This window comes from Malacoplasma iowae (genome assembly GCF_900660615.1).
Classification (GTDB): Bacteria; Bacillota_I; Bacilli_A; order Mycoplasmatales; family Mycoplasmoidaceae; genus Malacoplasma; species Malacoplasma iowae.
The window spans coordinates 57,884-84,820 of sequence record NZ_LR215023.1; the positions used below are offsets into that span (position 1 = coordinate 57,884).

General features: G+C 26.5%; 34 protein-coding genes. 32 read left to right on the forward strand and 2 right to left on the reverse strand.

The window, feature by feature from the left end:
• Positions 1-2: 2 nt before the first annotated feature.
• The 19 genes from rplN (at position 3) to EXC57_RS00330 (ending at position 10,546) form a co-directional block, all read left to right on the forward strand.
• Positions 3-371 carry a 50S ribosomal protein L14 gene (rplN, locus tag EXC57_RS00240; protein WP_004024694.1) on the forward strand — a complete coding sequence of 123 codons (369 nt, stop codon included), beginning with the start codon at positions 3-5 and terminating at the stop codon, positions 369-371.
• Positions 372-383: 12 nt separating this feature from the next.
• Complete coding sequence (rplX, locus tag EXC57_RS00245; protein ID WP_004024693.1) at positions 384-707, forward strand: 50S ribosomal protein L24; 324 nt, start codon at positions 384-386, stop codon at positions 705-707.
• A gap of 12 nt (positions 708-719) precedes the next feature.
• Positions 720-1,283 carry a 50S ribosomal protein L5 gene (rplE, locus tag EXC57_RS00250; protein ID WP_004024692.1) on the forward strand — a complete coding sequence of 188 codons (564 nt, stop codon included), beginning with the start codon at positions 720-722 and terminating at the stop codon, positions 1,281-1,283.
• A gap of 2 nt (positions 1,284-1,285) precedes the next feature.
• Positions 1,286-1,471 carry a type Z 30S ribosomal protein S14 gene (locus EXC57_RS00255; protein ID WP_004024691.1) on the forward strand — a complete coding sequence of 62 codons (186 nt, stop codon included), beginning with the start codon at positions 1,286-1,288 and terminating at the stop codon, positions 1,469-1,471.
• A gap of 18 nt (positions 1,472-1,489) precedes the next feature.
• Positions 1,490-1,885, forward strand: a complete 396-nt coding sequence (gene rpsH, locus EXC57_RS00260) for a 30S ribosomal protein S8 (protein ID WP_004024690.1) — start codon at positions 1,490-1,492, stop codon at positions 1,883-1,885.
• A gap of 9 nt (positions 1,886-1,894) precedes the next feature.
• Positions 1,895-2,446 carry a 50S ribosomal protein L6 gene (gene rplF, locus EXC57_RS00265; RefSeq protein ID WP_004024689.1) on the forward strand — a complete coding sequence of 184 codons (552 nt, stop codon included), beginning with the start codon at positions 1,895-1,897 and terminating at the stop codon, positions 2,444-2,446.
• Positions 2,447-2,464: 18 nt separating this feature from the next.
• Positions 2,465-2,824, forward strand: coding sequence for a 50S ribosomal protein L18 (gene rplR / locus EXC57_RS00270; RefSeq protein WP_004024688.1), 360 nt, complete (start codon positions 2,465-2,467; stop codon positions 2,822-2,824).
• A gap of 12 nt (positions 2,825-2,836) precedes the next feature.
• A complete protein-coding gene (rpsE, locus tag EXC57_RS00275) occupies positions 2,837-3,475 on the forward strand; it encodes a 30S ribosomal protein S5 (RefSeq protein WP_004024687.1) in 639 nt (212 codons plus the stop codon).
• A gap of 18 nt (positions 3,476-3,493) precedes the next feature.
• On the forward strand, positions 3,494-3,976 hold the full coding sequence (gene rplO, locus EXC57_RS00280; RefSeq protein ID WP_004024686.1) for a 50S ribosomal protein L15: 483 nt from the start codon (positions 3,494-3,496) through the stop codon (positions 3,974-3,976).
• A 44-nt stretch (positions 3,977-4,020) separates the two neighbouring features.
• Positions 4,021-5,442 (forward strand): preprotein translocase subunit SecY, encoded by a 1,422-nt coding sequence (gene secY, locus EXC57_RS00285; protein WP_050796833.1) that lies wholly within the window; start codon positions 4,021-4,023, stop codon positions 5,440-5,442.
• A 9-nt stretch (positions 5,443-5,451) separates the two neighbouring features.
• Positions 5,452-6,081: an adenylate kinase family protein gene (locus EXC57_RS00290; RefSeq protein WP_129692503.1), complete on the forward strand. Its 630-nt coding sequence runs from the start codon at positions 5,452-5,454 to the stop codon at positions 6,079-6,081.
• 20 nt (positions 6,082-6,101) lie between these two features.
• Positions 6,102-6,848: a type I methionyl aminopeptidase gene (gene map, locus EXC57_RS00295; RefSeq protein WP_004024683.1), complete on the forward strand. Its 747-nt coding sequence runs from the start codon at positions 6,102-6,104 to the stop codon at positions 6,846-6,848.
• Positions 6,849-6,860: 12 nt separating this feature from the next.
• Positions 6,861-7,079 carry a translation initiation factor IF-1 gene (gene infA, locus EXC57_RS00300; RefSeq protein ID WP_004024682.1) on the forward strand — a complete coding sequence of 73 codons (219 nt, stop codon included), beginning with the start codon at positions 6,861-6,863 and terminating at the stop codon, positions 7,077-7,079.
• A gap of 14 nt (positions 7,080-7,093) precedes the next feature.
• Positions 7,094-7,207, forward strand: coding sequence for a 50S ribosomal protein L36 (rpmJ, locus tag EXC57_RS00305; protein ID WP_004024681.1), 114 nt, complete (start codon positions 7,094-7,096; stop codon positions 7,205-7,207).
• Between the two features lie 9 nt (positions 7,208-7,216).
• The gene (gene rpsM / locus EXC57_RS00310; RefSeq protein ID WP_004024680.1) at positions 7,217-7,591 is read left to right on the forward strand and encodes a 30S ribosomal protein S13; all 375 of its coding nucleotides are present in this window, start codon (positions 7,217-7,219) and stop codon (positions 7,589-7,591) included.
• Between the two features lie 18 nt (positions 7,592-7,609).
• The gene (rpsK, locus tag EXC57_RS00315; protein WP_004024679.1) at positions 7,610-7,978 is read left to right on the forward strand and encodes a 30S ribosomal protein S11; all 369 of its coding nucleotides are present in this window, start codon (positions 7,610-7,612) and stop codon (positions 7,976-7,978) included.
• 20 nt (positions 7,979-7,998) lie between these two features.
• Positions 7,999-8,985: a DNA-directed RNA polymerase subunit alpha gene (locus EXC57_RS00320; protein ID WP_004024678.1), complete on the forward strand. Its 987-nt coding sequence runs from the start codon at positions 7,999-8,001 to the stop codon at positions 8,983-8,985.
• 8 nt (positions 8,986-8,993) lie between these two features.
• Positions 8,994-9,353: a 50S ribosomal protein L17 gene (rplQ, locus tag EXC57_RS00325; protein WP_004024677.1), complete on the forward strand. Its 360-nt coding sequence runs from the start codon at positions 8,994-8,996 to the stop codon at positions 9,351-9,353.
• Positions 9,354-9,505: 152 nt separating this feature from the next.
• Positions 9,506-10,546, forward strand: a complete 1,041-nt coding sequence (locus EXC57_RS00330; protein ID WP_004024676.1) for a hypothetical protein — start codon at positions 9,506-9,508, stop codon at positions 10,544-10,546.
• A 9-nt stretch (positions 10,547-10,555) separates the two neighbouring features.
• Here the strand turns inward: EXC57_RS00330 and rnhC are convergent, their stop codons facing one another.
• Positions 10,556-11,437 (reverse strand): ribonuclease HIII, encoded by an 882-nt coding sequence (gene rnhC, locus EXC57_RS00335; protein ID WP_129692504.1) that lies wholly within the window; start codon positions 11,435-11,437, stop codon positions 10,556-10,558.
• Between the two features lie 65 nt (positions 11,438-11,502).
• On the opposite strand from rnhC, the gene EXC57_RS00340 reads away from it, so the two are divergent.
• From EXC57_RS00340 to EXC57_RS00405, 13 genes are all read left to right on the forward strand, one after another.
• Entirely contained in the window at positions 11,503-11,850 is a 348-nt protein-coding gene (locus tag EXC57_RS00340; RefSeq protein ID WP_004024674.1) for a DivIVA domain-containing protein, read from the forward strand.
• Entirely contained in the window at positions 11,850-12,188 is a 339-nt protein-coding gene (locus tag EXC57_RS00345; RefSeq protein WP_004024673.1) for a holo-ACP synthase, read from the forward strand. Before EXC57_RS00340 ends, EXC57_RS00345 begins: the two co-directional genes overlap by 1 nt.
• A 117-nt stretch (positions 12,189-12,305) precedes the next feature.
• Positions 12,306-13,280: an IS30 family transposase gene (locus EXC57_RS00350; RefSeq protein WP_129692495.1), complete on the forward strand. Its 975-nt coding sequence runs from the start codon at positions 12,306-12,308 to the stop codon at positions 13,278-13,280.
• 205 nt (positions 13,281-13,485) lie between these two features.
• The gene (locus EXC57_RS00355) at positions 13,486-13,755 is read left to right on the forward strand and encodes a hypothetical protein (protein ID WP_004024672.1); all 270 of its coding nucleotides are present in this window, start codon (positions 13,486-13,488) and stop codon (positions 13,753-13,755) included.
• A gap of 140 nt (positions 13,756-13,895) precedes the next feature.
• Positions 13,896-15,554 (forward strand): MIP family Ig-specific serine endopeptidase, encoded by a 1,659-nt coding sequence (locus tag EXC57_RS00360; RefSeq protein WP_004024671.1) that lies wholly within the window; start codon positions 13,896-13,898, stop codon positions 15,552-15,554.
• Positions 15,555-16,272: 718 nt separating this feature from the next.
• Positions 16,273-16,734, forward strand: coding sequence for a hypothetical protein (locus EXC57_RS00365; RefSeq protein WP_004024670.1), 462 nt, complete (start codon positions 16,273-16,275; stop codon positions 16,732-16,734).
• Positions 16,734-17,303 carry an aminoacyl-tRNA hydrolase gene (gene pth / locus EXC57_RS00370; protein WP_004024669.1) on the forward strand — a complete coding sequence of 190 codons (570 nt, stop codon included), beginning with the start codon at positions 16,734-16,736 and terminating at the stop codon, positions 17,301-17,303. Before EXC57_RS00365 ends, pth begins: the two co-directional genes overlap by 1 nt.
• 2 nt (positions 17,304-17,305) lie before the next feature.
• Positions 17,306-18,211: a tRNA lysidine(34) synthetase TilS gene (tilS, locus tag EXC57_RS00375; protein WP_004024668.1), complete on the forward strand. Its 906-nt coding sequence runs from the start codon at positions 17,306-17,308 to the stop codon at positions 18,209-18,211.
• The gene (locus tag EXC57_RS00380) at positions 18,211-19,320 is read left to right on the forward strand and encodes a 1-deoxy-D-xylulose-5-phosphate reductoisomerase (RefSeq protein WP_004024667.1); all 1,110 of its coding nucleotides are present in this window, start codon (positions 18,211-18,213) and stop codon (positions 19,318-19,320) included. The genes tilS and EXC57_RS00380 overlap by 1 nt, the downstream gene beginning before the upstream one ends.
• 2 nt (positions 19,321-19,322) lie before the next feature.
• Positions 19,323-20,210 (forward strand): site-2 protease family protein, encoded by an 888-nt coding sequence (locus tag EXC57_RS05220; RefSeq protein WP_004024666.1) that lies wholly within the window; start codon positions 19,323-19,325, stop codon positions 20,208-20,210.
• A 17-nt stretch (positions 20,211-20,227) separates the two neighbouring features.
• Positions 20,228-24,547 (forward strand): PolC-type DNA polymerase III, encoded by a 4,320-nt coding sequence (locus tag EXC57_RS00395; RefSeq protein WP_004024665.1) that lies wholly within the window; start codon positions 20,228-20,230, stop codon positions 24,545-24,547.
• 9 nt (positions 24,548-24,556) lie between these two features.
• Positions 24,557-25,246, forward strand: a complete 690-nt coding sequence (locus EXC57_RS00400) for an IspD/TarI family cytidylyltransferase (protein ID WP_004024664.1) — start codon at positions 24,557-24,559, stop codon at positions 25,244-25,246.
• Between the two features lie 139 nt (positions 25,247-25,385).
• The gene (locus EXC57_RS00405) at positions 25,386-26,237 is read left to right on the forward strand and encodes an MPN551 family DNA-binding protein (protein ID WP_129692505.1); all 852 of its coding nucleotides are present in this window, start codon (positions 25,386-25,388) and stop codon (positions 26,235-26,237) included.
• On the opposite strand, the gene EXC57_RS00410 is transcribed toward EXC57_RS00405, so the two are convergent.
• The gene (locus EXC57_RS00410) at positions 26,223-26,867 is read right to left on the reverse strand and encodes a ribulose-phosphate 3-epimerase (RefSeq protein ID WP_004024661.1); all 645 of its coding nucleotides are present in this window, start codon (positions 26,865-26,867) and stop codon (positions 26,223-26,225) included. The genes EXC57_RS00405 and EXC57_RS00410 overlap by 15 nt on opposite strands.
• Between the last annotated feature and the right edge of the window lie 70 nt (positions 26,868-26,937).

A 26,937-nucleotide genomic window follows, 5' to 3' on the forward strand; every position in this document is an offset into this window, starting at 1 on the left:
ATATGATTCAATTTATGTCAAGAATGAACGTAGCTGATAACACTGGTGCCAAAATAGTTGGAGTTATTAAAGTTATTGGTGGTTCAAAAAGAAGATATGCATCTGTTGGGGACATTGTAATAGTGTCAGTTAAAAAAGCTCAACCAGATGGGATAGTTAAAAAAGGTCAAGTTTGTAAAGCAGTTATAGTTAGAACTAAAAAAACAATTAAAAGATCTAGTGGAAACTATTTATCATTTGATGATAATGCATGTGTAATTATTAAAGAAGATAAAACTCCTAGAGGTTCTCGTATTTTTGGACCTGTTGCTAGAGAGTTAAGAGATAAAGGTTTTGCTAAGATAGCTTCTTTAGCACCAGAAGTATTATAGGAGGTAACTGTTATGCAAAGACTTAAAAAAGGTGATAGAGTAAGAGTTATTTCTGGAAAAGAAACTGGAAAAGAAGGAACTATCTTACAAGTGTTTCCAAAACTAGATAAAGCAATAGTTGAAGGTGTAAACATTGTTAAAAAACACCAAAAACCTAATCATCAAAAAGAAGAAGGCGGAATTGTTGAAAAACAATTACCAATTCATTTATGTAAATTAGCTTTAGTTGAACCTAAAGCTAAAACTAAAATAACTAAAGTTAGATTTGGTTATGACAAAAATAATAAAAAAGTTAGAATCGCTAAAGCAACAAATTCTGAAATAGGTAAAAAATAATAGGAGATATTTATGGCTATTAAATCAAGTTTATATGATAAATATAAAAAAACAGTTAGCAAAGAATTATTAAATGAATTCAAATATCAATCTGTTATGCAAATACCAAGAATTGAAAAAATTGTTATCAATTCAGGTTTAGGTGATGCTACAGCTGATTCTAAAATAATTGAGTTAGGTAAAAAAGAATTAGAAGTTATCACTGGGCAAAAACCAGCTGAAACTAAAGCAAAAAAATCTATTGCTACATTCAAATTAAGAAAAGACCAAGTTATTGGTGTTAAAGTTACTTTAAGAAAAGAAAATATGTGAAACTTCTTGGATAAATTAATTTCAGTAGCTATTCCAAGAATTAGAGACTTTAGAGGTTTATCTACTAAATCATTTGATGGTAGAGGTAACTACACTTTAGGTATTAAAGAACAAATTATTTTCCCAGAAATTGTTTATGATGATATTAAAAAAATTAGAGGGTTTGATATAACAATTGTTACATCAGCTAATACTGATAAAGAAGCTTTGTTTCTTTTAAAAGCATTAGGCATGCCTTTTGTTAGAACTAAGGAGGCTAAATAATTATGGCTAAAAAATCATTAATTGTAAAACAAAAAAAACATCAAAAATTCTCAGTAAGAGAATACACAAGATGTGAAAGATGTGGAAGACCTAGAGCCGTATTAAGAAAATTCGGTATCTGTCGTTTATGCTTTAGAGACCTTGCATATAAAGGTGCAATTCCTGGCGTTAAAAAAGCAAGCTGATAATAAGGAGGATTTAAGAATATGTTCATCGATCCAATATCAGATTTACTATTAAGAATTAAAACAGGAACTAAAGCAAGAAAAGAAGAAGTTGTTGTTCATTCATCTAAATTAGTTGAAGGAATATTAACAATATTAAAAAATGAAGGTTACATTGTAGACTTCAAAACTAAAAAGCTTCCAAATAATAAAAAAGAAACTAAAGTTATTTTGAAATATAAAAATAACGTATCATCAATTTCTGGATTAAAACAAATTTCTAAACCAGGATTAAGAGTTTATAGTAAAGCAGAAAAACTTCCTAAAGTTTTAAATGGATTAGGAATTGCAATTATTTCTACAAGTTCTGGTTTAATGACAGATAAAGCTGCAAGAGCTAAAAGTATTGGTGGCGAAGTAATCGCTTTTGTTTGATAGGAGTTTAATATGTCACGTATAGGAAATAGAATTTTAGATATTCCAAGTGGTGTTAATGTTGATGTTCAAAAAGGTATTGTTAAAGTATCTGGTAAGAACGGAAACCTTGATATTAAATTCGATAGCAAACTAATATCTGTCATTTCAAAAGAAAACAAAATATATGTAAAAAGAAATAATGAAGAAAAATTTACAAAAATGCTTCATGGTACAGTAAATGCCAATATTAAAAATGCAATTATTGGTGTAGACCAAGGGCATTCAAAAACATTAAAGATCAGCGGGGTTGGTTATAAAGCTGCTGTTTCTGGTACAAATGTTGATTTATATTTAGGACATTCTCATAATATTTTGGTACCTATTCCTGCAGGTGTTAAAGTTGAGTGTCCAACAGCTACTGAAATAAAAATATGAGGTGCTGATAAAATAGTTGTTGGTCAATTAGCAGCTGTTATTAGAAGTAAAAGAAAACCTGAACCATATAAAGGTAAAGGTGTTATGTATTCAGATGAGCACATTGTTAGAAAAGTTGGTAAAACAGCTGAAGGTTCAAAAAAATAGTTTAGGCGGTATTAAATCATGAAAGATATTAATGTTAATAGAAAACTTAATAGAGAATTACGTCATAAAAAAGTTTTGAGAAAATTTCACAAAATTGATAATGGTTTACCAAGACTTATAGTAACTAAAACAAATGCTCATATATTTGCACAATTAATCGACGATAACAAACACATAACAATTGCATCAAGTTCTTCTCTTCAACTTAAATTAAAAAATGGTAACATTGAAAATTCTAAAAAAGTTGGTGAAGATATTGCTAAAAAAGCAATTGCTAAAAAAGTGAAAAAAATTCACTTTGACTGTGGTGGTTCTAAATACCACGGTAGAATTTCTGCATTAGCAGATGCAGCAAGAAACGCAGGATTAAAATTCTAAAAAGGATCTACAATGGAAGAAATTAAAAATCAATCGACTGCTCAAAATGAGCAAGTAAAAGAAGACAAAAAAGTCTTAAAGAAAACAGAAACAAATAACAAGTTCTCAAGTAATAGATCTAATAAAGATAACAATAAAGATTCAAATTCTAGAGAAAAAGCTCCAAGAACATCAATGACTGGATATGAAGAAAAAGTTGTTGGTGTAAAAAGAATTTCTAAAACTACTAAGGGTGGTAGAAATATGAGATTTAGTGCTCTTGTAGTTATTGGAGATAAAAAAGGTAGCATTGGATTTGGAATGGGTAAATCTATTGAAGTTCCAGTTGCTATTAAAAAAGCTTTAAAAAATGCTAAAAACAACATGGTTAAAGTTAAAATGACTAAAAAAGCAACTGTTTTCCATGAAACTATTGGTAAACATGGTGCTGGTAGAGTTTTATTAAAACCAGCTGTTGAAGGTACTGGTATTATTGCTGGTGGTCCAATTAAAGTGGTGTTAGAGTTAGCTGGTTTTAAAGATGTTTATTCTAAAAACCTTGGTAAAAATACTTCTTTAAATATGGTTAGAGCTACAGTAAAAGGATTACTATCACAAAAAACTCCTAAAGAAATCGCGCACCTTAGAGACAAAAAACTTAGTGAATTATAATAACTGGAGATTTAAATTATGAAATTAAATAAATTATCATACAACGAAGGTGCTAGAAATCATAAAGAAAAAAGAGTTGGTCGTGGTTTTGGATCAGGAATTGGTAAAACTTCTACAAGAGGTAGTAAAGGTCAAAACTCTAGAAAATCTGGTGGAACTCGTTTAGGATTTGAAGGTGGTCAAACACCATTATATAGAAGAATTCCTAAAGTTGGTTTCAACAACAAAAACTTTGAGAACGCATATAATGTTATTACTTTAGATATGATCTCTAAATGAAATGTAACTGAAATAAATTACAAATCATTAGTTGAGAAAAAATTAATTCAAGACAATAATTTACCAATTAAAATTATTGGTTCAACTGAGATCAAAAAACCACTAAATGTATCTGTTCACAAAATTTCTAAAGGTGCTATTGCAGCACTTGAAAAATCAAAAAGTAAATTCTCAATTGTTTCTGCAGAAAAAAGCAAAACTATTAAGTCAACTAAAAAATAATTCTTATTTTCAAAATATAAATTATATAGTATCATATTATACAAATGGCTAATATAAATAATAGAAATAAGAAGATATCAAACTGAACGTATCTAAAAAGAATATTTACAAATAAGCAAGTCATGATTTCTTTATTAGCAACCATGATTTTGCTTTTGTTGTTTAGGATAGGTGCAAGTCTTACATTACCAGGGGTAAAACTTAATGGTGTGTCATCAGATACTGAACAATCATTTTTAGGTATTTTAAATATTTTGGGTGGTGGTGGAATCACCAGATTTTCTTTTATGGCTATTGGTGTTTCGCCATATATTACAGCTCAGATTATTATCCAGTTGTTATCAAGTGACTTGATAAAACCGCTTACTAGATTAACCAAAGCTGGTGAAAAAGGTAAGAGAAAAATTGAGATTATTAACCGTATATTAACAATTCCTTTTGCCATAATGCAAGCTTATGCTGTTTTAAGTTTAGCTGCAAATAGTGGAGCTATAACTATTTTTGGACAAACATCTGTAGCAGCTGTTCCTGGTGGTCAATTATTTTTATTGTTAATAGGAATGACAGCCGGTACTTTTTTAACTATTTTTTTAGCTGATGTTATATCTAAAAGAGGAATTGGTAACGGCATTACATTAATCATACTTTCAGGTATTTTGTCATCATTATTTAGTAACTTCAGTAATGTATTTGAAGTATTGGTTAATCAATCAACATCAACTTATGAACTACTTAAATATTTCAGTTTTATTTTATATTTAGTATTCTTTATATTAATATTACTTGCTGTAGTATTTATGAATGGTTCTACAAGAAAAATTCCTATTCAACAAATTGGTCAAGGTTTAACAACAGAATCAGAAGAAATGCCATATTTACCAATTAAATTAAATGCTGCTGGTGTTATACCTGTTATTTTTGCAAGTTCATTAATGACTATTCCACCAACAATTGCACAATTCCTTTCTCCAACTAATGGATTTGTAACTTTTGTTAATGAGTTTTTAGCAATTGAAACACCTGTTGGTTTAACAATTTATGCAATACTTATTTTCTTGTTTGGTTTCTTTTATTCTCACATTCAAGTTAATCCAGAAAAACTTGCAGAGAATTTAAAGAAATCTGGTAAGTATATTCCTGGTGTTAAAGTTGGAGAAGAAACATACAAATATATAACTAGAACATTGAACAGGGTTAATTGACTAGGTGTACCATTCTTAGTTGTTATTGCAATCATACCTTATATCATTTCAATGACAACAAACATTCCTAATGGTTTAGCTATTGGTGGTACAGGAATTATTATTATGGTTAGTGGTTCTTTAGAATTCTGACAAGCTCTTAAAAGTGCTCAGACAAACTATGGTTATTCAAACTTGACAAAAGATATTAAATCATCTAACGAATCATATTTATCAAAAGGTGATGATGATAGTGATTCTAAAAAATCACAGCATTTATGATAGAGGTAGTGCATGAAAATATTATTATTAGGTGCCCCGGGTTCAGGTAAGGGTACTTTATCTGAATATTTAGTTAAAGAACATAAATTTGTACATGTTTCTACAGGGGATATATTCAGAAAAACAATTGAGTTAAATTTAGAATTTGCTGATGAATTAAAAAGCTATATGTTAAAAGGTGATCTTGTACCAGATGAATTAACAAATAAAATTGTGAAAAATTATTTACAAGATCTTGTTAAACAAAACCATTCAATTGTCTTAGATGGATATCCTAGAACAATTGAACAAGCTGAATTTTTAAATAACATTTTAGAACTAGATAAAGTATTTTATTTAGATGTAAATCATGATGTTCTTGAAAAAAGATTAACTGGTAGAAGAACTTGTAGTGTTTGTAAAAAAATTTATAACATTTATTTCTCACCACCTAAGGTAGATGGAATATGTGATCTAGATAATGGTTTATTAACACAAAGAAAAGATGATGAAATTAACACAATTCAAAACAGATTATCAGTGTATAAAAAAACTACAGCACTATTGATAGAATACTATAAAGCTAAAAATAAACTAATAACTATAGAAGCAAGTGATTCATCATCTAAAGTAAATCAAGAAATAGAATCATATTTAAAATAATCAATTAAAATTATCTTGTTATGATATACATTAAATCAAATTATGAAATTGAACAAATTAAAAAAGCTTGTTCAGTTTGAAAAGAAGTTAAAGAAAAGTTAACATCCTTTATTAAAGAGGGTGTTTCTTTATTAGAAATCGACGAATATGCTAGAAAACTAATTGAAGATGAAAATGGCTGCAAAGCTTGCTTTCACAATTACAATGGTTTTCCTGGGCATATTTGTCTTTCAGTGAATGATGTAGTAATTCACGGAGTCCCAACTAACTACAAATTAAAATACCAAGACATGATAACTTGTGATATTGGAGTTGAATATAACTCTTATATATGTGATGCAGCTTTTACTATTATTGTTGGTGAAAATAATGAAGCTAAAAAAATTAGTGATGTATGTTATAACTCACTAATTGAAGGTATAAAACAAGTTAAACCAAACAACACAATTGGTGATATATCTAATGCAATTCAAACTTATGTTGAAGCAAATGGATACAAAGTTATTTTGGACTTTGGTGGTCATGGTTGTGGTAAAAAGTTGCATGAAGATCCAATTATTTTAAATTATGGAAAAAAAGGCTATGGTGCAAAACTTAGACCTGGAATGATTATTTGCATAGAGCCTATGATATTAACTGACAATAATGAATATTATATAGATAAAAAAGATAACTGATCTGTAATAGCTAAAAACCATAAATTAACATGTCACTGAGAACATATGGTTTTAGTTACAGAAGATGGTTGTGAAATTTTAACAGAATAGGTAGAAATTAGAATGTCAAAAGAAGATAAAATAAAATTAAAAGGCGTTGTTACAGAGACATTGCAGGGTGGACAATTTAAAGTCAAACTTGAAAACAATGTAGAAATTATGGCAAACGTATCTGGTAAAATCCGTGTTTATAAAATTCAGATTTTAAAAGGTGATACTGTAGAAGTTGAGTTAAGTCCTTATGATTTAACACGTGGCCGTATTGTATATAGAATTTCTTAGGAGGAAATTAAATTATGAAGGTTAGAGCTTCAGTAAAACCAATCTGTAAAGATTGTAAAGTAATTAAAAGAAATGGGCGTGTTATGGTTATTTGTAAAACAGCTAAACACAAACAAAGACAAGGGTAGGAGGAAAGAATGGCTCGTATATTAGGTGTTGATATTCCAAATAATAAACGTGTGGTTATTTCGTTAACTTATGTTTATGGAATTGGAAGATCTAGAAGTTCAGAAATTTTAGCTAAAGCTAAAATTGATGAAAATAGAAAAGTTTCTACTCTAACTGATGAAGAATTAGCGACAATTAGAAAAATCGCTGCTGAATACATGATCGAAGGTGACCTTAGAAGAGAAACAGCTATGAACATCAAGAGATTGATGGAAATTGGTTGTTATAGAGGTGTTAGACACAGACGTTCTTTACCTGTAAGAGGTCAAAGAACTAAATCAAATGCTAGAACAAGAAAAGGTCCTAGAAAAACAGTTGCAAACAAAAAGATCGAATCTAAATAGTATTGAAGGAGTATTAATATGGCAAAGAAAAAAAGAAAATTATCTTCTCCTAATGGTATAGCTCACATTCATGCAACTGCAAATAACACAATTGTTACATTGACATGTGAATTAGGAAATGCAATTTCATGATCAAGTTCTGGTAGTATTGGATATAAAGGTTCTAAAAAGTCTACTCCATATGCAGCTGGTATAGCAGCTGAAACTGCAGCAAAAGCAGCAATGGATTTAGGTTTGAAAAAAATTATTGTTAAAGTTAATGGTACAGGTCAAGGGAAAGATACAGCAATAAGAAGTTTACATGCTGCAGGATTGGAAATAACAGAAATTCACGATGTTACTCCAATTCCACATAACGGGTGTAGACCACCTAAAAAACCAAGATAATTTAGTAGGAGATATATAAAATGGAAAAATTCACTCATTATGAAATTGAAGCTGTAGAACAAAGTGAATCAAGTCCTGATCATGGAGTATTTGAAATCAAACCACTAGAAAGAGGTTTTGGTAATACTTTAGGTAACAGTTTAAGAAGAGTTTTGTTAAGTAATATAGAAGGATATAGTTTATTTGCTATTAAAGTTCCTGGGATAAATCATGAATTCCAAGCAATGGACGGAGTAAAAGAAGATTTAACTCAAATCATTTTAAACTTAAAAAAATTAATTATTAAAATTGATTCTGATGTTTTTGGTGAACAAGAACAAGCACAAACTAAACTTGAAAAATGACCAACACTTAAAATTGATGTAGTTGGTAAAGGAGAACCAATCACAGGAGCTGATATTGAAACTCCAGCTGGTTTTACAATTATCAACAAAGATATCTACATTGCAACAGTTAGTGAAGGTCATAAATTCAAAATGGAACTTTATGCTGGAACTGGACGTGGTTTTAGAACTTTTGAAGAAAATAAAGAAAGAGTTAATGCAATTAATACAATAGCAGTTGATTCTAATTATTCTCCAATTATTAAAGTTGCATACCATGTAACTGAATCTAAAACTAGTAAAAGCGCTACAACAGATACATTAACTATTGAAATTGCAACTAATGGATCAGTTACTGCAGCTGATGCTTTAGCTTTAAGTGCAAAAATATTAGTTGAACACTACAAACCTATAGTTAATTTAAATGAATCTATGAATGAAAAAATTATCATGGAAAAAGGTGCTGATTCAGCTAACAACCAATCACTGGCTATTTCAATTGATGAACTAGAATTAACAGTTCGTTCTTACAATTGTTTAAAAAGAGCTGGAATTCAAACTATACAACAATTAACTGACAAAACTAAATCTGAAATTGAAAAAATTAGAAATCTTGGTAAAAAATCATTTAAAGAAATTATTAAAAAAATCGAAGACAGAAATATGAAATTGAAGGATGAATAGGAGTAGTTATGTCATATATTAATAAAGATGGTAAAACTACTGCATGAAGAATTAGAGTTATTCGTCAACAAGTCTCTGATGTATTAGCATATGGTCAAATTAAAACAACTTTAACAAAAGCTAAAGAAACAAGAAGACATGTAGATAAAATTATTACTTTATCTAAAAAAGGAACTTTAGCTGCTAGAAGACAAGCTGCTGCTATCTTATTAGATACAACTAAAGCAACTAAAGACGAATTGTTAAAACAATTATTTGATACATTGAGCAAAAAATATAAAGATAGAAATGGTGGATACACAAGAGTTTTAAAATTAGGCCCTAGACGTGGGGATAATGTTGAAGAGGCTATTATTCAATTAGTGTAGTAAAATCAAAAACACAGCAACAAGCTGTGTTTTTTTATATAAATCATTATTATACTACATAATATGATTTTTTATACACTAAGTTTATATTTTTCTCTTTACTACGAATTCTAATTTTTATATAATATTTATAGTTATGGAGGCTTTTTAATATGTATAGTTCAAGAAAGAAAATCGTACTTGTTTCAGCTGCATCTTGTTTAACATTAGGAATTTTTGCTGTAGGATCTTGAGCAATTATAGATTCTGGTAACAGAAATCCTAGAGGTGATGCTTTTGCCACATCAATTGCAAATGCAACAACTTCACTTGGTGAACATGGTGATGGAGCTTTACAAATAGATGAAATGTCTGTTCAATCATGAATTCAATATAACATGCCTTCTAAGTTAGTAGTTCAAGAAACATCTGCTTCAGATTTTACTGTTTCATATTACAACTATAAATCTGCAAATATGAAAACATTAACTGATCTTGAATCCGCAGATAATCAATACAATTTAATAGCTAAAGTAAAATATCATATAACTGAAACTAACTATAATGTTGATGTTTATTTAAGTGATAGATACACTGGTGGTTCTATATCAAGTAGTTATGTTACTTTTGGAACTAATGGTGCTATTACAATGAAAAATGTTAACGCTAGGGGAGTTGAAACAACAACTAACTTTTCTGGTAATGATTCAAAATCAACTGGTAAACTTGGAAATTATTCAATTGATTATACTGCTACAAAAGGTAGTGGTTCTACACAAAAAATAGAAACTAAACTTGAAGTTAAAACAGATTCAAGTACAGGATCTACAAATGTATATTCTTGAAGTTATAACCAAACAGGATCTTTTGTTGCTTTAAATAATAATCAATCAAAACCAGCAACAAATGCAGAAGGTGACACTAATACAAATAAGTATTTAGAGTCTTACTCAATAACAGAAAAAGGTATTGCTAATATTCCAATGACTTCAAACTATAGTTTAGATAAAGATAATTCTCAAGAAAAAAAGATTATATATAATGTAACTTATACTTACAATAGTGGAACACAATTAAATCCAAATAATCAAACTCAAGTTAGTCAATTCAGAAACGCATATAAAAACAATACAAATCAAGCGACAATTTCACTTCCTTTAAATATAAACATGTTAGGTTTCTTTAAAGGAATTAACCAATCAACTAATAAATAAAAAATAGATTTATTTAACAGATTTAAAATGCATTTTGCATAACTGTCTTAAATCTATTTTTTTTGCTTCTTTTAAAGCACTTGAAATTACAGATGTTACTGAACCAAAAGCAATATGAATGTTGTATTTAGAAGATAAATAGTTTATTTGTTTTATAAAATAATATCTTGCAACTATTGAAGCTAAAGCAACAGACAAATATTTAGATTCAGCTTTTACCACCATTACTTCACAACCAATATAAAATAAATTAGCAGTTTTAAGATAATGTTTATATTTTTCAAATGGTGTGAATTGATCAATAATAATTTTTGAATAATCTTTTCTTTGTTCTTTTAACTTTTTTATTATTTGATTATGACTATTATTATGACCTAAAGATTTTATAATATTTAAATTGTTAAAGATTTCATATAAGTCATTATATTCATTAGGGTATAATTCATAAACTTCATATATAATGTCATCTTTTATTTTGTTATAAAGATTTATTATTTCTTGGTTTGAATATACTTTAGAATCTGTAATATTTAATTCTTTTAATTTTTCATAATTTAAAGGATATACAGATGCTACAACTATTCCACCAAATGTGTCGCCTGTGCCAACCTCATCTGAACCAATTAGTAATGGGTTATCTGATGGATTTGATAGTTTTGAAATATTATAATGTTTTTCTTCATGAATTGGATCTATCATTTTTAAGATATTATGATACTTACTTCCTTGAATCATGATTTTGTTGTTTTTGTATATTGTTATTGTGTAATTTTTAGTTTTAAAAATACTGTCAATTGATGGTGATTTTGTTTGTAACATAAATGAATTAAGATATTTTTTAATAAGTTCAATATCTTTTTTTGTACCTATTTTTACATAAATTTGACTCATATTATAAAACCAACTTTATATTATTAAATTAATATATAATATTATAAGTTATGAGGAGCTTTGTTATGAATAAATATGCTAAAGTTTTAGACGAAATATTAAATAAAAAGTTTTCCAAAAACTTAACATCTGGTTATGACCCATTAGAAGTTGATATGTTCTTTGATAGAATATGTACATTCATTATTCAAATTTATCAAGATAATAATGACCTTAACAAAAAAATAAGTGAAAAAACCATAGAAATAAATGATCTTAAAAAACAAATAAATTCTCATCAAGAAAGAATTAAACTATTAAACCATGAAATTCAAAGTTATGTTAATGATGGGTATGAAAACCAAAAAATGATTAAAGATATTTCAGCAATAATGCAGGATATAGATTTTTTAAAAAAATCTAAAAAACAATAATGAAATATACTTGTGGAGTAGATATTGTTTTAAATGATCGATTTAAAACATATGATATAAAAAAAGTTAAATTTATTCTAACTGAAAACGAATATTTAGAATACTTAAAAAAAGATGATTTATATAAACCAATATTTTTAGCTGGTAGATGAGCAGCTAAAGAAGCAATCTTTAAAGCTATAAGTAAAAGTTCAAACAAAACGATTTCAAAAAATATTGAAATAGTTAATGATAATGATGGAAAACCAATTTGCACAAACATTAATAATGTTAGTGTTTCAATTTCTCATGAAAAAAAATATACTATTGCATTTGCTATTTATGAACACAACAACTAAGTTTTTAGTGTTGCTCGATTGACATGTGAAGTGCAACACTCAAAAAAGAGTGTGCACTTCATTTGTTTTGTTTGTAAGTGTTCACTAATAAAAAGATAATGAATATTAGGAGTGCTTATGAAAACTTATAAACATTTAACAAAAGAAGAAAGATGCTTAATTTATTTTCTTTGAAATAAAGAAAAATATTCTATGAATAAGATTGCAAAAATCTTAAATAAAAACAAATCAACAATATCAAGAGAATTAAAAAGAAACACATCTTCAACAGGGATTTATTATTCATCAACTGCTCACAAAAAATACATTAGAAGAAAATCAAATTGTCATATGTTTTTTATGTTGAAGTACAAAAACTTCACAGATCTTTTTATTCAAAAATTTAATCCTAAATCTCATGGTGTAGAAGCTACAATTTTTTGAATAAAAGAAAACTATCCGTTAGTTAAAGTTCCAAGTGCTAGGCAAGTATTTAGATGAATCAATAGCAAGATTTGAAAGATACAAAGAAGAGATTGTTTAAGAAGAAAATATGTTAAAGGAAAAAGAAGAAAAATAGGTATATTTTCTAAAATTGATGGAAAATACTGCATTCCTTATAGTCTAAGACCAGAAAAGATAAACAATAGAAAAGAATTTGGACATTGAGAAGCTGATCTAATAGTTAGTAAAAGGCAAAGTGGTTATTACCACTTATTGACATTAGTGGAAAGAAAAACAAGGTTGGCAATTATTAGAAAAATAAAAGGGAAGAACGCTAGATCAATGATGGCTAAAATGTATACCATTATTCGAGATGAAAAACTCCCAATAAAAAGCATCACTGTTGATAATGGGTTAGAGTTTCAAATGATGGGAATAACTGCAAAACAATTCAACTTTAAAGTTTATTATTGCCAACCTTATTCTTCATTCCAAAGAGGGTCCAACGAGAACATAAATGGGATAGTTAGAAGATGATATAAAAAAGGAACTGACTTCAGTTTAGTAAGTGAAGATAAAATAAAAACTCTTGAATGAAAAGTAAACAACATCCCAAGAAAAATGTTTGGTTATAAAACAGCTTACCAAATGTATCAAGAAAATATTTAAAACAAAAAAACTCTCAACTTATATTTCAAAGTCGAGAGTTTAATGTAACATTGAAGTGTTGCACTTCACATGTCAGTTAGGGAACAACTAAGTTTTTAGTGTTGTGTTTTTTTAAGAAAAATTTTAAAAAAAATTAGTATTTTTTTACCCATAATAAACTTTTTTTATCTCGTTAAAATTAGTTTCGAAAGGAGGTAAAAAAAGAATGAATTTAGTTGCAATGATAGGTATTGTTGAAGCAATTCAAAAAGATAAAACCATTACAAATATTAAGTTAAAAGTTGAAAAACCATTCTTTGAAACAAGAGATGGATTAGATGGTTATTATGATAACTTTAATATTGAACTTAATAATTCAATTTTTAAAACTGATTTAAAATTGATTGAAAATGGAACTCTTATTGGTCTAAAAGGTAGAGTAAGAAACCAAGATGATACCTTAAAACTAATAGCTGAAAAAATTCAAGTATTTTAGTCTAACCATTATTTTATATATTTTTTGAATTAAATTTTTTATTTTCTGATATTATTATTTAACTTTTTTACAAGCACAATCAAAAAATGGTTGTGCTTTATTTTTGTTTATTTTTATTTATAATCAAAAAAAAGGTGAATATGTTTAAGTTTAAAAAAGTAACTACAATAGTTTTTGCATCCTTATTAACTGTATCATTAGCTGGAGCTGGTGGTGTTATAGGATATGTTTCTTATAGCCAAAGTCAAAAGGGTCAAAATAATGGAAATAACACTTCTCCTCCAGGAAGTGGAAGTGGTGAAGAAAATAAACCTAACCTTCCAGAACAAGGAGAAAATGAATACAATTACGAATTATGAAATAATAATGAAAATCGTAATAATAAGTTTTCAACTGTTAGTTCTAATGGCAAACTTGATATTGTTAAAGAAAGAGGAGCTAATGACATTTTAGATTCTGATTTCAATGATGGACGTGGCAATGCAAACCCATTGAATGGAGACATAATAAATGAACAATATAAAAGACTTGCTCAAATATCTTTTTCAGTAAATTTTGCAATAAGCAGTGCATCTTACCTTGGAACATCTTGAATATTAGATTATGAAATACCTAATGGTGTTCAACAAAGAAGTGAGGGTAATTCTTATACAGATTCTACTTATCCAACTAAATGATATATGGCGACAAATACACATGTTATGGATGATTTAAAAACACCATATAGTATTTATAAAGAAACAAATACATCTAAAAAACCAAATAGTTCAACAACAAATGTTTATTTGACTAAAATAAAAGACCCACAAATTGGTGATGGTGATGGATTATACAAAAAAAGTAGCTGAAGCAATCCGGCTTACGAAACTTTTAATTTTAAAATGACAGATAAAAATGATAAATTACTAGAAGTTCAGCCCGTAAGACCTGTATTTCTTGGGTTTGATTATTTAGAATCAAAACCATCTGATTTTATTAATAATGTTCCACAACCTACAAGCATACCAGACGATGTTGAATTTAGTCATGTGGAAGAATTAGCAGATTTTAGTGTTTTTGAAATTGATTTTACAAAAATTTATAATAATGAATATTCAGAATATGAAACGCCTCAAAAAATGGCAAAAGCTTTTAGTTCAAATTATGCTAATTGAAAAGAATCAGATAAATTTAAACCAGCAACAAAATCTTTAATTAATGATCCAGAAAGTAGAAAAAATGATTTTTATGCTCTAGGTTTTCCTCAAGAAGTTGCTGTCAATGGGCCAAAAGATTCTAGATATGTTGCACTATTTATTAATAGACCAAATAATTTGTCAAATGATAAAAAAAGTTCAGGTGCTAAATTAGTAAATGAAAGACATTATAATACATTTAAAAATGCACCAGGAATTTTTGACCTAGTTATAGGGTCAGCTGATTTTGGATATAAATCAGACCCTATATCAAATGTTGTTGCAACAAGTGGGATAATACCACACATTTATCAAGGTTTAGCTTATACTGATCAAAATGGAGATATGTGGGCTGGTTCTTCTGGAAGTATTTTTGTAGATCAAAACAATAATATATATGGCATTCACTTTGCAAGTGATTTTACAGCTCATGTTGGTATTAATTTTGCTTTAATGAGTGAGGGATATAACTATAATGGTCAATATGGGGTATATAATTTACAACCATATGATCTAATTAATGGTGGTTATAAAAATCAAAAACAATCTTATAAATCTCAACTTAATAAACTTTATCCAAATGGGTTAAAAACAAACATTTTTAAAAATGGAATTAAAGATTAATTGAATCAATATTAATTTCAAATTATAAACAATAGCAAACATATTTTTAATCATGTACTTTTTTAATTATTTTTGTTTATAAAAGTATAAAAAGATTAATGTTAAATATGTTTGTTTTTAATTATCAAAAAGTATTAATTACAAATCATTATTTATTTCTGTATTTAACTAATTAAAGTTTTTATTAAATATAAGTTACTTTGGATATAATTCCATTTTTAATTGATGAATAAATTTATAAGATAACATTATCAATTAGAACAAAAGTATATAAAAAGTAGATTGAATTTTTTGAAATATTATTTTATAATATATAAGGGTTATTAACTTTTAAGAACTTTGTACTCGATGACTTAGTTTCTTAAAAATTGGTAACCCACGGCCAAAGATTATAATTATAATTAGAAATAAAATTTAGTGGATCATTACCACTGAATGTTCTAGTTAGCATGCTATAAGCGCTATAATAATATTTTTGGATTAGCTACCCAAAAATCCGCAAATTTGTAAATTTTAAAAAACACAAATTCTCAAAAAGGCATACGAGAAGTTTGAATTGATAAATATAATTGTTAAAGTGACAACTGATCAAATGTTATGATAACTATTATGTTTGGATAAGATTACTGAAACGGAGCTTGATTAGAGAATTTGTGTTTTTTACAGTATATAAGTTTTTTTATTTTAAAATCTATATTAGTACATTAGGAGAACAACAATGAGAGACTATGTAGCTATGTTCATTTTAAAAACTATTTTAAGAAATAAAGTTGAGATACAACAGGTATCTATTGTTTTCATTCATAATGGTTCTTTTAAATACATGACGAGATTCATAAAGAATGGAGTTAAACAATCTTGGGATGCTATTGATGTAGCTGATGCTTTTAATGATTTAAAAAAAGTTTTTAAAGATAAAATTATAATTTTAAAAAATGATGACAATGTGGATTTGCAAATTTTACAACATATTTTTGAAAAAAAGATGAATGAAAAATTTGATAATAAAATAATTGATATATCCAAAGAAGCAAAACTAAAAGGACATAAATCTACAAAACTTTCCTCGCTTTTAAAAGAATATGATATCAATATAAAAAATAATCGTGGTTTACCTGTGTCTGTTTATAAATCACAACTTTTATTTCTTTTAGCTTCTAAAATGTTAGGTATTAGATAATGGATAAATATTTAGTTGTTGGTCTTGGTAATCCAGGTTTTCAATATGAAAATACAAAACATAATGTTGGTTTTAATGTCATTGATTCTTTGTGCAAAAAAATAAATATATCATTATTAACTAGTAAGTTTAATGGTGTTTTTTCAAAAGCAAATTTATATAATAAAGAGGTTTATATTTGTAAACCACAAACATACATGAATCTTTCTGGAGAATTTGTTAGCAAGTTTGTTAATTTTTATAAAATACCAATAGAAAATGTATTGGTTATATACGATGATCTAGATAGTGAAATTGGAAAAATAAAATTAAAAACAAAAGGTAGCTCAGGTGGGCAAAACGGAATTAAAAACATTATCAATTTACTTGGTACTGAATCAATAAAAAGAATAAAAATTGGTATTTCAAGACCAGAAAGAAATATATCTATTAGTGGATATGTATTATCTAAATTTAATAATGAAGATAAAACAAAAGTTGAAAAATCTATTGATAAAGCTTCTGATGCAATTTTGTTTTATTTAGAAAATGATTTTACACAAGCTATGAATAAATTTAATGGTGGCTAATTATGGAAGTAAACAAAACAAAAAAATATTTGGCAGCAGTTTCTGGTGGACCAGATTCTATGGCAATGCTTGATATATATAAAAATGAAATATATGCTGTGTGTCATGTAAATTATCATGACCGTAATGATACTCATATCGATGAAGAAATTGTAAGAAAATATTGTAAAGATAACAATATTCTTTTGTATGTTTTGGATGTTAAGCAAGACATGTACAAGGATATTAAAGTTAAAAATCCACAAGCAAAATACAGAATTTTAAGATATGAATTTTTTTGTGATGTAGCAAACAAAACAAATATTAAAACAATTATGGTTGGTCACAACTTTAATGATTTTTTAGAAACAGCATATATGCAAAAGCAAAAAAACTCAACTTCATTATTTTATGGAATTAAAGAACATGGAAAATACAATGATTTAAGAATTTGAAGACCTTTATTGTATTATAGTAAATCAACACTTAAAAACTATTGTGAAAAACACTTTATAGATTATGCTGATGATTGAACTAATAATAGTGATATGTACCAAAGAAACATTGTTAGAAAAGTTATTAACAATATGGATAAATATGAGTTAAATAAATTTGCTAATTGAGTTTCTCATTATAATAATTCTAATAAAGAAAAATATCTTGAAATAGAAACACTTTTTGAAAATTGAAAAAACTCTAAATTTGATGCTAAGTTTTTTACAACTTTAAATAATGATTATCAATATCATTTGGTATATAGTTTTTTAAGTTTTTATAACTTTAAAAATATTAGTGCTAATAAAATACATTCAATCATTCAATATATTAACAAAAATAAAATTGATGATAAGCACTTTAGATTAGAAGATAATATTTATTTAGGTATAAGCAAAGACAACAAAGTTGTTATTATTCAAAAGGCTATCTAATGAAAATTTTATTATGTGGCGCAACAGGCTCAGTTGGATTGCAAACAATTGATGTAATAAGTAAAACAGATCATCAAATAGTTGGAGTTGTTTACAACAAAAATATTGAAAAAATGGAAAATTTATTAGCTAATGAACTAAAGTTATATGAAAATATATTAGTTTATTCACCTAATAGCAATGTGTTAAATAATTGTGATTCTATTCAAGAAATGATTATGAAAACAAAACCTGATTTAATAGTTAATGCAGTTACAGGTTTTTGTGGTCTATCAATAACTTTGTTAGCTTTAAAAAATAAAATTGATTTAGCTAATGCTAACAAAGAATCTTTTGTAGCAGCTGGTTGATTAATTAATAAACTAGTTAAAGAATACAAGATAAATGTTTATCCAATAGATTCAGAACATTCAGCAATTTTTGATATTCTAAAAAATAATAATAAACAAATTAATAAGTTACTAATAACAGCTTCTGGTGGACCTTTTTATAATGTTGATAGTTTTGATCAACTTGTTAATGTTTCATTTGAAAATGCAACAAAGCACCCTAAGTGAAATATGGGATATAAAATATCAATTGACTCATCAACTCTTATGAATAAATGTTTTGAAATTATTGAAGCCAAATACCTTTTTAATATTTCAAACATTGAAGCTATATATCACCCACAAGCAATAGTTCACTCTATGGTTGAATTTAATGATAATAGTGTTTTTGCACATTTATCAGATCCTGATATGAAACTTGCAATATCATTAGCAATCAATGGTTTTAAAAACAATAACAAAAAAATAATTAAACCCATTAACTTTTCAAAATTAATATTAGATTTTGATACAATTAATGTTGAAAAATGAAAACCAATTAAGTGAGCTTATGATTGCTTGAATTCAGACTCAAGAACCTTACCACTTATTTTGATAAGCGCCAATGATGTTTGTGTTGAATTATTTAAGAATAATAAAATTAAATACACACAAATAATTGAAATCATTGAAGAATGTATACCAATGTTTTTGAATGAAAAAATTATTGGTATATCAGACATATATAGATTACATAGTTTAATTTCAAGATATGTATATAATAAATATAATAGGGGGTAAGCATGAGTGCTGTATGAGAGAAAATTGTCTTAATACTTTTAGTGCTTGTTTCCATTCTTGTCGGTATGACATTACACGAACTTGGTCACTTTTTATTTGCTAAGTTGTTTAAAGTTAATGTTAAAGAATTTTCTATTGGTATTGGACCAAAGATTTTTTCTTTTAGGACAAAGAGCGGAATGCTTGTTAGTGTTAAACCATTTTTATTAATGGCATATGTTTTAATAGACAGTAATAAACTCATAAATGTTTATACTGAAATTTTTAATGAGAGTTTAGAGACGGGTTATCGTTATAAATATTTTGAAGGTTATGAAGTTGAAAACAATTCATTTAAATATAGAGTTAAAAGATTTTTCTTTTTAAAATCTCATGATAAATATGAGAGATTGTCTAAAAGAGATGAATCTAAACTTTTAATTGATGATTGTAAATTATGACAAAAAAACATCATTTATTTTGGTGGTGTTTTTGTTAATATTCTTTTAGCTGTATTTTTCTGATTGATAGCATATTTTGCACTTCAAGTTCAAACAAACCCATTTGTTCAAATAGGACAATCTTTTGAAATTATTTTTAAAAACATGTTTTTTATAAATAGCGGTGCTGGTACATCATTTGGAGACATTATTCAAACACCATCTGATGTTGTAAAAAATGTTGATTTCACTAAAACGTTTTTTGCTTACATGTATATATTTAATTTCATGTTGTTCTTTTTTAACTTGATACCTATTCCTCCATTAGATGGATACAAAATAGTAATTGAAACTTTGCAAAAATGATTCAATTTTAAAATAAATAGTAAAGTGGAAAATGTAATCACTATCATTGGTGTTGTTATTATGTTTTGAATTTTTATAAGTAGTATTATTAATGATTTTATTTAGAAAGGTAAACCATTAAAATGAAAAAATTTCTTGATTTTTTTTATAACATTAATTTAATTAAAAAAGAAGATATAAGTTATTTATCTGACAAGATAAAATGTACAGCAAAAAATAAAGATAATGTAGTATCAATTAACATTGAATTAATACAACCAATTGAACCACAAAAATATTTTCACATACTAAATAAAATCAAGAACATTGACAAAACAATTGATATAAATTTTACAGCTAACTACTCTGAATTTAATGTAAATAATCTTATTGATTATTTACTTTATTTTATTGATAAGAACAATTTAAACAATAAAGATATTTTATTAAACATCCTTAATAGAAGAACAGCAACTTTTGAAAACCACGTTTTTAATTTATATTACTTAAATCAAAATGAAGAATATGTTTTAAATCAAAATAAAAATGCATTTAAAAAGTTCTTGGAAAGATGTGACTTTATATTTGATGACATTGAATTGTCTATCGATAAAATAACTACAGAAGTTTACAATCATAGAAAAGCAAAAAAAGAAATTGTAGACTCTCAAGTAAAAAGATTAATTGAAACAAGTAAAAACATTAATTTCCAAAGTAAAGAAGTTAAACAATTTAATAAAGTTAAAAAAGGTGATATTACTCCATTAGCAAATATTTTCCATGAAATGCTATATGCTTATGTTAAAGGGGAAATATTTAAAATTGATGGAGTTAAAACTAAGACTGGTCATGATATTGTTAAACTTTATATAACAGATCATACAGATTCTATTGTATTAAAAATTTTCCCTAAAGAAAAAGGGATAACAAAAGAATATATTGAAAGTTTTAAAATAGGAGATTGAATTGAAGCTAACATTAAAATTCAATTAGACCCTTTTGAAAACAATGACATTTCAGGTACTATCACAGCCATGAAAGCAATCCCAACACCATCTGATTTTATAAGAATAGATGATGAACCAACAAAAAGAGTTGAGCTTGTAGTTCATACTAATATGACAGCTTCAGAAGGTTTAGTGAAACCAAAAGAGTTATTTAAAACACTTAAAAATCTTGGTCATAAAAAGGTGGCAATAACTGATAAATCAGATTGCCAATCTTTTCCTGTCGCTGCAAAATTAGCAAAAGAAAATGATATCGATGTTATTTATGGTGCTCAATTTGAAATGGTTAAAAAAAATATAGAATTAGTAACTAATCCAATTGATAAAAAACCATATGATTGTGAAATTGTTTTCTTTGACTTAGAAACTACAGGACTTTCAGGATATTATGACAAGATAATCGAATTTGGTGCTATTAAATACTTTAAGGGTAAAGTTGTAGATAAATTAGAATTTTTTGTTAATCCAGGAATTGAAATTCCAGAACACATTACTAAAATTACGCAAATAACTAACGAAGATGTAAAAAATGGTATTTCAATAAAAGAAGCACTTGAGAAGATAAAAGAATTTTTTGGTGATGCTGTTATAGTTGCTCATAATGGATTTAAATTTGATATTCCTTTTTTAAATTGTAAATTAGCAGAACACAACATGCCATTAATTAACAACACCTCAATTGATACTTTATATTTATCTAGAGCTTTAAATGAACAAATTTCTGGTCATACATTAGGTGCAATATGTAGAAAATTTAAAATTAATTATGATGAAAGCATCGCCCATAGATCATTAGCTGACTGTGAATATTTATTATCTGTATGAAAAAGATTTGTTGAAATAATGGAAAAAATTCAAATTACAACATTAAAAGAAATTAATGAAAAATTAGAAAATAATGAATATTTAAAATCAAGAACTAAAGGTAATTGGGTTACAGTATATTGTTTAAAAAAAGAATACATGAGAGACTTTTATAAATTAGTGTCAGTTTCACTAACTGATAACTATTATGAAGGAGCAAAAATATATAAAGAAAATATTGAAGAAAACAAGAAATGTTTTCTTGTTTCAAATTCACCAACAGAAGGTGAACTTATTGGTAAAGCTTTGTCAGACACTGATATTGAACTTAAAAAAGCTATATCATATTATGACTTTATAACAATTTCACCATTATCTTGTTTCGCTCACGAAATAAGTAGAAAAGTATATTCTCAAGAAGCTTATATTGATGCAACAAAAAGAATCATTAAATATGCAAAAGAAATGAATAAATTAATAGTGGCATCATCTGATACATATTATATAAATAAATCTGATAAACAATTTTTTGATGTTTATGTTCACTCTAAATCTATTGGTGGTAAAAGACATAGATTTTATAGATACGATGGCCAAAACGAAGTAATGCCAGATTTATTTTATAGAACAACGCAAGAAATGAAATCTGAATTTAATTTTTTAAAAGATAAAGATTTAGTTGATGAAATAGTAGTTAAAAATACAAACATAATAGCTGATATGTTTGAATCAAAAATTAAACCAGTTAAAGATGAGTTACACTCACCATCAATTAGTGGTGCAGAAGAAAAACTAAAAGAACTTATTCATGAGAATGCTAGAAAAATTTATGGTGAAAAAATTGATCAATTAATACTTGATAGAATCAATAGAGAAATTGAATCAGTTATAAGTAATGGTTATGCTATGATTTATTGATTTTCACACTTACTTGTAAAACAATCTATAAATGATGGATATGTAGTTGGTTCAAGGGGTTCTGTTGGTTCTTCTCTTGCTGCATGACTTGTTAATATTACAGAGGTAAATCCTTTACCACCACATTATTTATGTCCAAACTGTAAATATATAAAATTTATGAATGAATACCAAAGTGGTTTTGATTTGCCAAATCAGAATTGCCCTTATTGCAATAGTAAATTAATTAGTGATGGACATAATGTCCCATTTGAAACATTTATGGGATTTGATGGTGATAAGATTCCAGATATTGATTTAAACTTTTCAGCTGTTTATCAAAGTAGGGCACACGAATTTATTAGAGAAATGTTTGGTAAAAGTAAAGTTTTACGTGCTGGAACTATTGGTACAGTAGCTGAAAAAACAGCATATGGTCTTGTGAAAGGTTATTTCGAATCGATTGGCAAGGACAAAGTTAGAGGTGCAGAAATTACAAGAATGGCTACAAAGTGTGAAGATGTTAAAAGAACAACTGGTCAACACCCTGGTGGTATTATAGTTATTCCAAGTGAATTTGATGTATATGATTTTACTCCAGTAAATTATCCAGCTGATGATAAATCACAAGGTTGATTAACTACACACTTTGCTTTTGAATATTTACATGACACTTTACTTAAATTTGATATACTTGGACACGATAATCCAACTGTTTTAAAAATGCTTACTGAAAAAACTAATGTAGATCCAGATACAATTCCAATGCATGATGATAAAGTTATGGAATTATTTAGTTCAACAGAATCTTTAGATTTAAAGTTTGGTGATGTAAATGAAATTCTTAAGGTTGGAACTAATGGTGTTCCAGAATTTGGGACAAACTTTGTTAAAGAAATGTTACTTGTAATTAGACCAAAAAAATTCTCTGACTTAATTAGAATTTCTGGATTGTCACATGGTACTTCAGTTTGAGCTAATAATGCAAAAGATTTAATTGAAACTGGTGGAATAAAAATTTCTGAAGTAATTTCATGTAGAGATGACATTATGGTTTATTTAATTCAAAAAGGAATTGATGCTTTAAAGTCTTTTAAAATTATGGAAGACATTAGAAAAGGAAAACAACTAACACCAGAATATGAGAAATTACTAAAAGACAAAAATATTCCTGAATGATACATAAATTCATGTAATAAAATTCAATATCTTTTCCCTAAAGCACATGCTACTGCATATGTTATTATGGCTTGAAAAATAGCTTGATTTAAAATTTATTATCCTTTATATTTCTATTCATCATTTTTATCAATTAGAACTCAATCATTTGATTTACGTTCTATAATAGCTGGAAAACATGTAATTGAAGATAAGATAAATGATATTAGAAAAAGATATTTCAATAATAAAACTAAATCTACTGTTACAAATAAAGAGTGAGATTTATTACCGATTTATGAAATATGTTTAGAAATGGTTGCTAGAGGTTTTTCAATTAAAAATATTGATTTAAATAAATCATTAGCAACTGAATTTGTTGTTGAGGATTCATATTTAATTGCACCATTTAGTGCTATTGATGGTTTGGGGGAAGCTGTTGCTAATTCTATAGTAGAAGCAAGAAATGAACGTCCTTTCACTTCTAAAGAAGATTTAATGGAAAGAACTAAGTTAACTAAGACTCACCTTAGCATATTAAATGAACTTGGGGTATTAAAGCATTTGGAAGATGATAATCAGATATCATTTTTTTAGGAGTAAACAATGAATATAGCAATTATTTTGGCTGCTGGTGTAGGAGAAAGAATTAATTCTTCTTTACCAAAACAATTTTTGCCTTTAGGTGATAACAAAAGAGTTTACCATTATAGTTTGAATGCATTTTATATAAATCCAAATATTGATTTAATTTTTTTTGTTACTAATAGTGAGTATGTAGAACATATAAAAGCTGAAATCAAAGATAAATATGTAGATAAAAAAATAATAGTTTGTTCAGGTGGAACAACAAGATATGATAGTTTAAATAATGCTATCAAGGTGATAAATGATACTATAGCTTACAAAGTGTTTGATATCAACATAATAACTCATGATGCAGCAAGACCTTTTGTAAGCCAATCATTAATTAACAACCATATAGAAAAACTTGAATATTTTGGTGTAGTTAACACTATAATTCCATCAATTGATTCTTTGTTAGAAATGGATATTAACAACAATATATTAAGCTATCCTAATAGAAGCAAATTTTATTGTGTTCAAACACCACAATCTTTTAAACTAAGATCTTATAATCAACTTATCACCAATTTTTATGATCAAGAAATAAATGATGTTATTAAATTATTTTATTTAAATAATGTTGTGATAAGTAATGTTATTGGAGAACCAAGAAATTTTAAAATAACAACAGAATTTGATTATCAAATAGCTGTAAAAATTGTTTCATAGAAAAAAACTTTTTATTAAAACATTTTATATAAAACAACAATTAATTTTTATTTTTAAAAATCTTGTATATTAGTATTTTATAAATTAGCAAGTTTTTTTATATAATTAAAATATTATTTAAATTCGTTTGAGGTTCAAGATGCCTTTTAAAGCTAAATATGGTGTAGATTTCACAATAAAAAATAATAGAATTCATCTTTCAACTGACTATCTTTTAGCAAACAAAAAAAAGTTTAAAAAGATAACAGGTAGTAGATTAGCTTCTATAATAAATAGAAATCAATATACTTCTCCTACAAAAATGTGAGCAATAATGACAAACATTTATTATGAAGAAATGGATGAAACTTTATCTTTTGTTGGTAATACTATTGAACCAAAAGTTAAAAAATATGTTGAAGAACAATTAAATATATCATTCAAACAATACAATCCGTTTGAAGTAAAATGAGATGTATTTGATGATCCTGTTTTTGGAGGAATTCCAGATGGAGAACCAGTAGATAATGATGGTAATTTTTTATATGACAAAAATTTTCCAATGCTTGAAATAAAAACAACTTCTATTGATTCTTTTGTATATAAAAATGAAAATGGAGTTTTAAAACTTCAAAAAGATGGAGACAACATTCCTATTGTTAAGTTAAAAGGTGGTAAACTTGAATCTTGATACAATGAAAAAAAAGAAATTGAAGTTCCATTAGAATATAAACTTCAATTATCTTTATATTTATATTTAAGAAATATTAGTAAAGGTATTTTTGCAATTGCTTTTTTAGAAAAAGAAGATTATGCTAAACCAGATTTATTTGACCCAAAAACAAGAAAAATTGAGTTGGTAGAATTAACTTTGGATAGTGTTGCTTTTGGAAAAATTGTAGAAATCGCAAGAGATTGATATAACCAACACATTGTTTCTGGTATTAGTCCAGAAATAGGTGATGATGATAAATTTTGATTAAATGATGTCAAAAAACTAACTACTAACTAAATCTAGTATTTCTTTTTTGTTTTCTGTTTTAACTAAAAAACTTCCACTAACAAAAGAATCAACATATTCTTTTGTTAGTTTTATTATTTCTGTGGTAACACCACCATCAAGTTGAATAACACATCCTTCGTGTTTTAATTTTGAAAGTTCTTTTAATCTATTTGTTGTTTCAGGAATATATTTTTGACCACCAAAACCAGGTTGTACACCCATAACAGTTATAATATCGCTCATTCTTATTAATTCTATGTAATCTTCAATAGAAGTTTCAGGTTTTATTGCTATACCAGCTTTTATATTTTTTCCTTTGATAAATTTAATTATTTCAACAGCTTTTTCTTTATCAACAGCTTCACAATGAAATGTTAAATAATCAATATTTTTATAAACAAATTTTTTTACATATTTTTCAACATCACAAACCATTAAGTGAACACTTATTTTAAATCCTATTTTTTTAAGCAAGTTAATTCTTTCACCATTATATGCTGTGTTTGGTACAAAGTTACCATCCATAACATCATAATGGATATTTTTTATTTTTTGATTTCACATAAGTTTAGAAGTTTTTTTAAATTTAAAATAATTTCTATCAAAAGCTAAAATTGATGCTTCTATTATTTTTTTCATATTAGTACCTCAATATTTTTATTTTAATATTAGATAAATGCTTTTTTATTTTTTAATTATTAATTAAAAA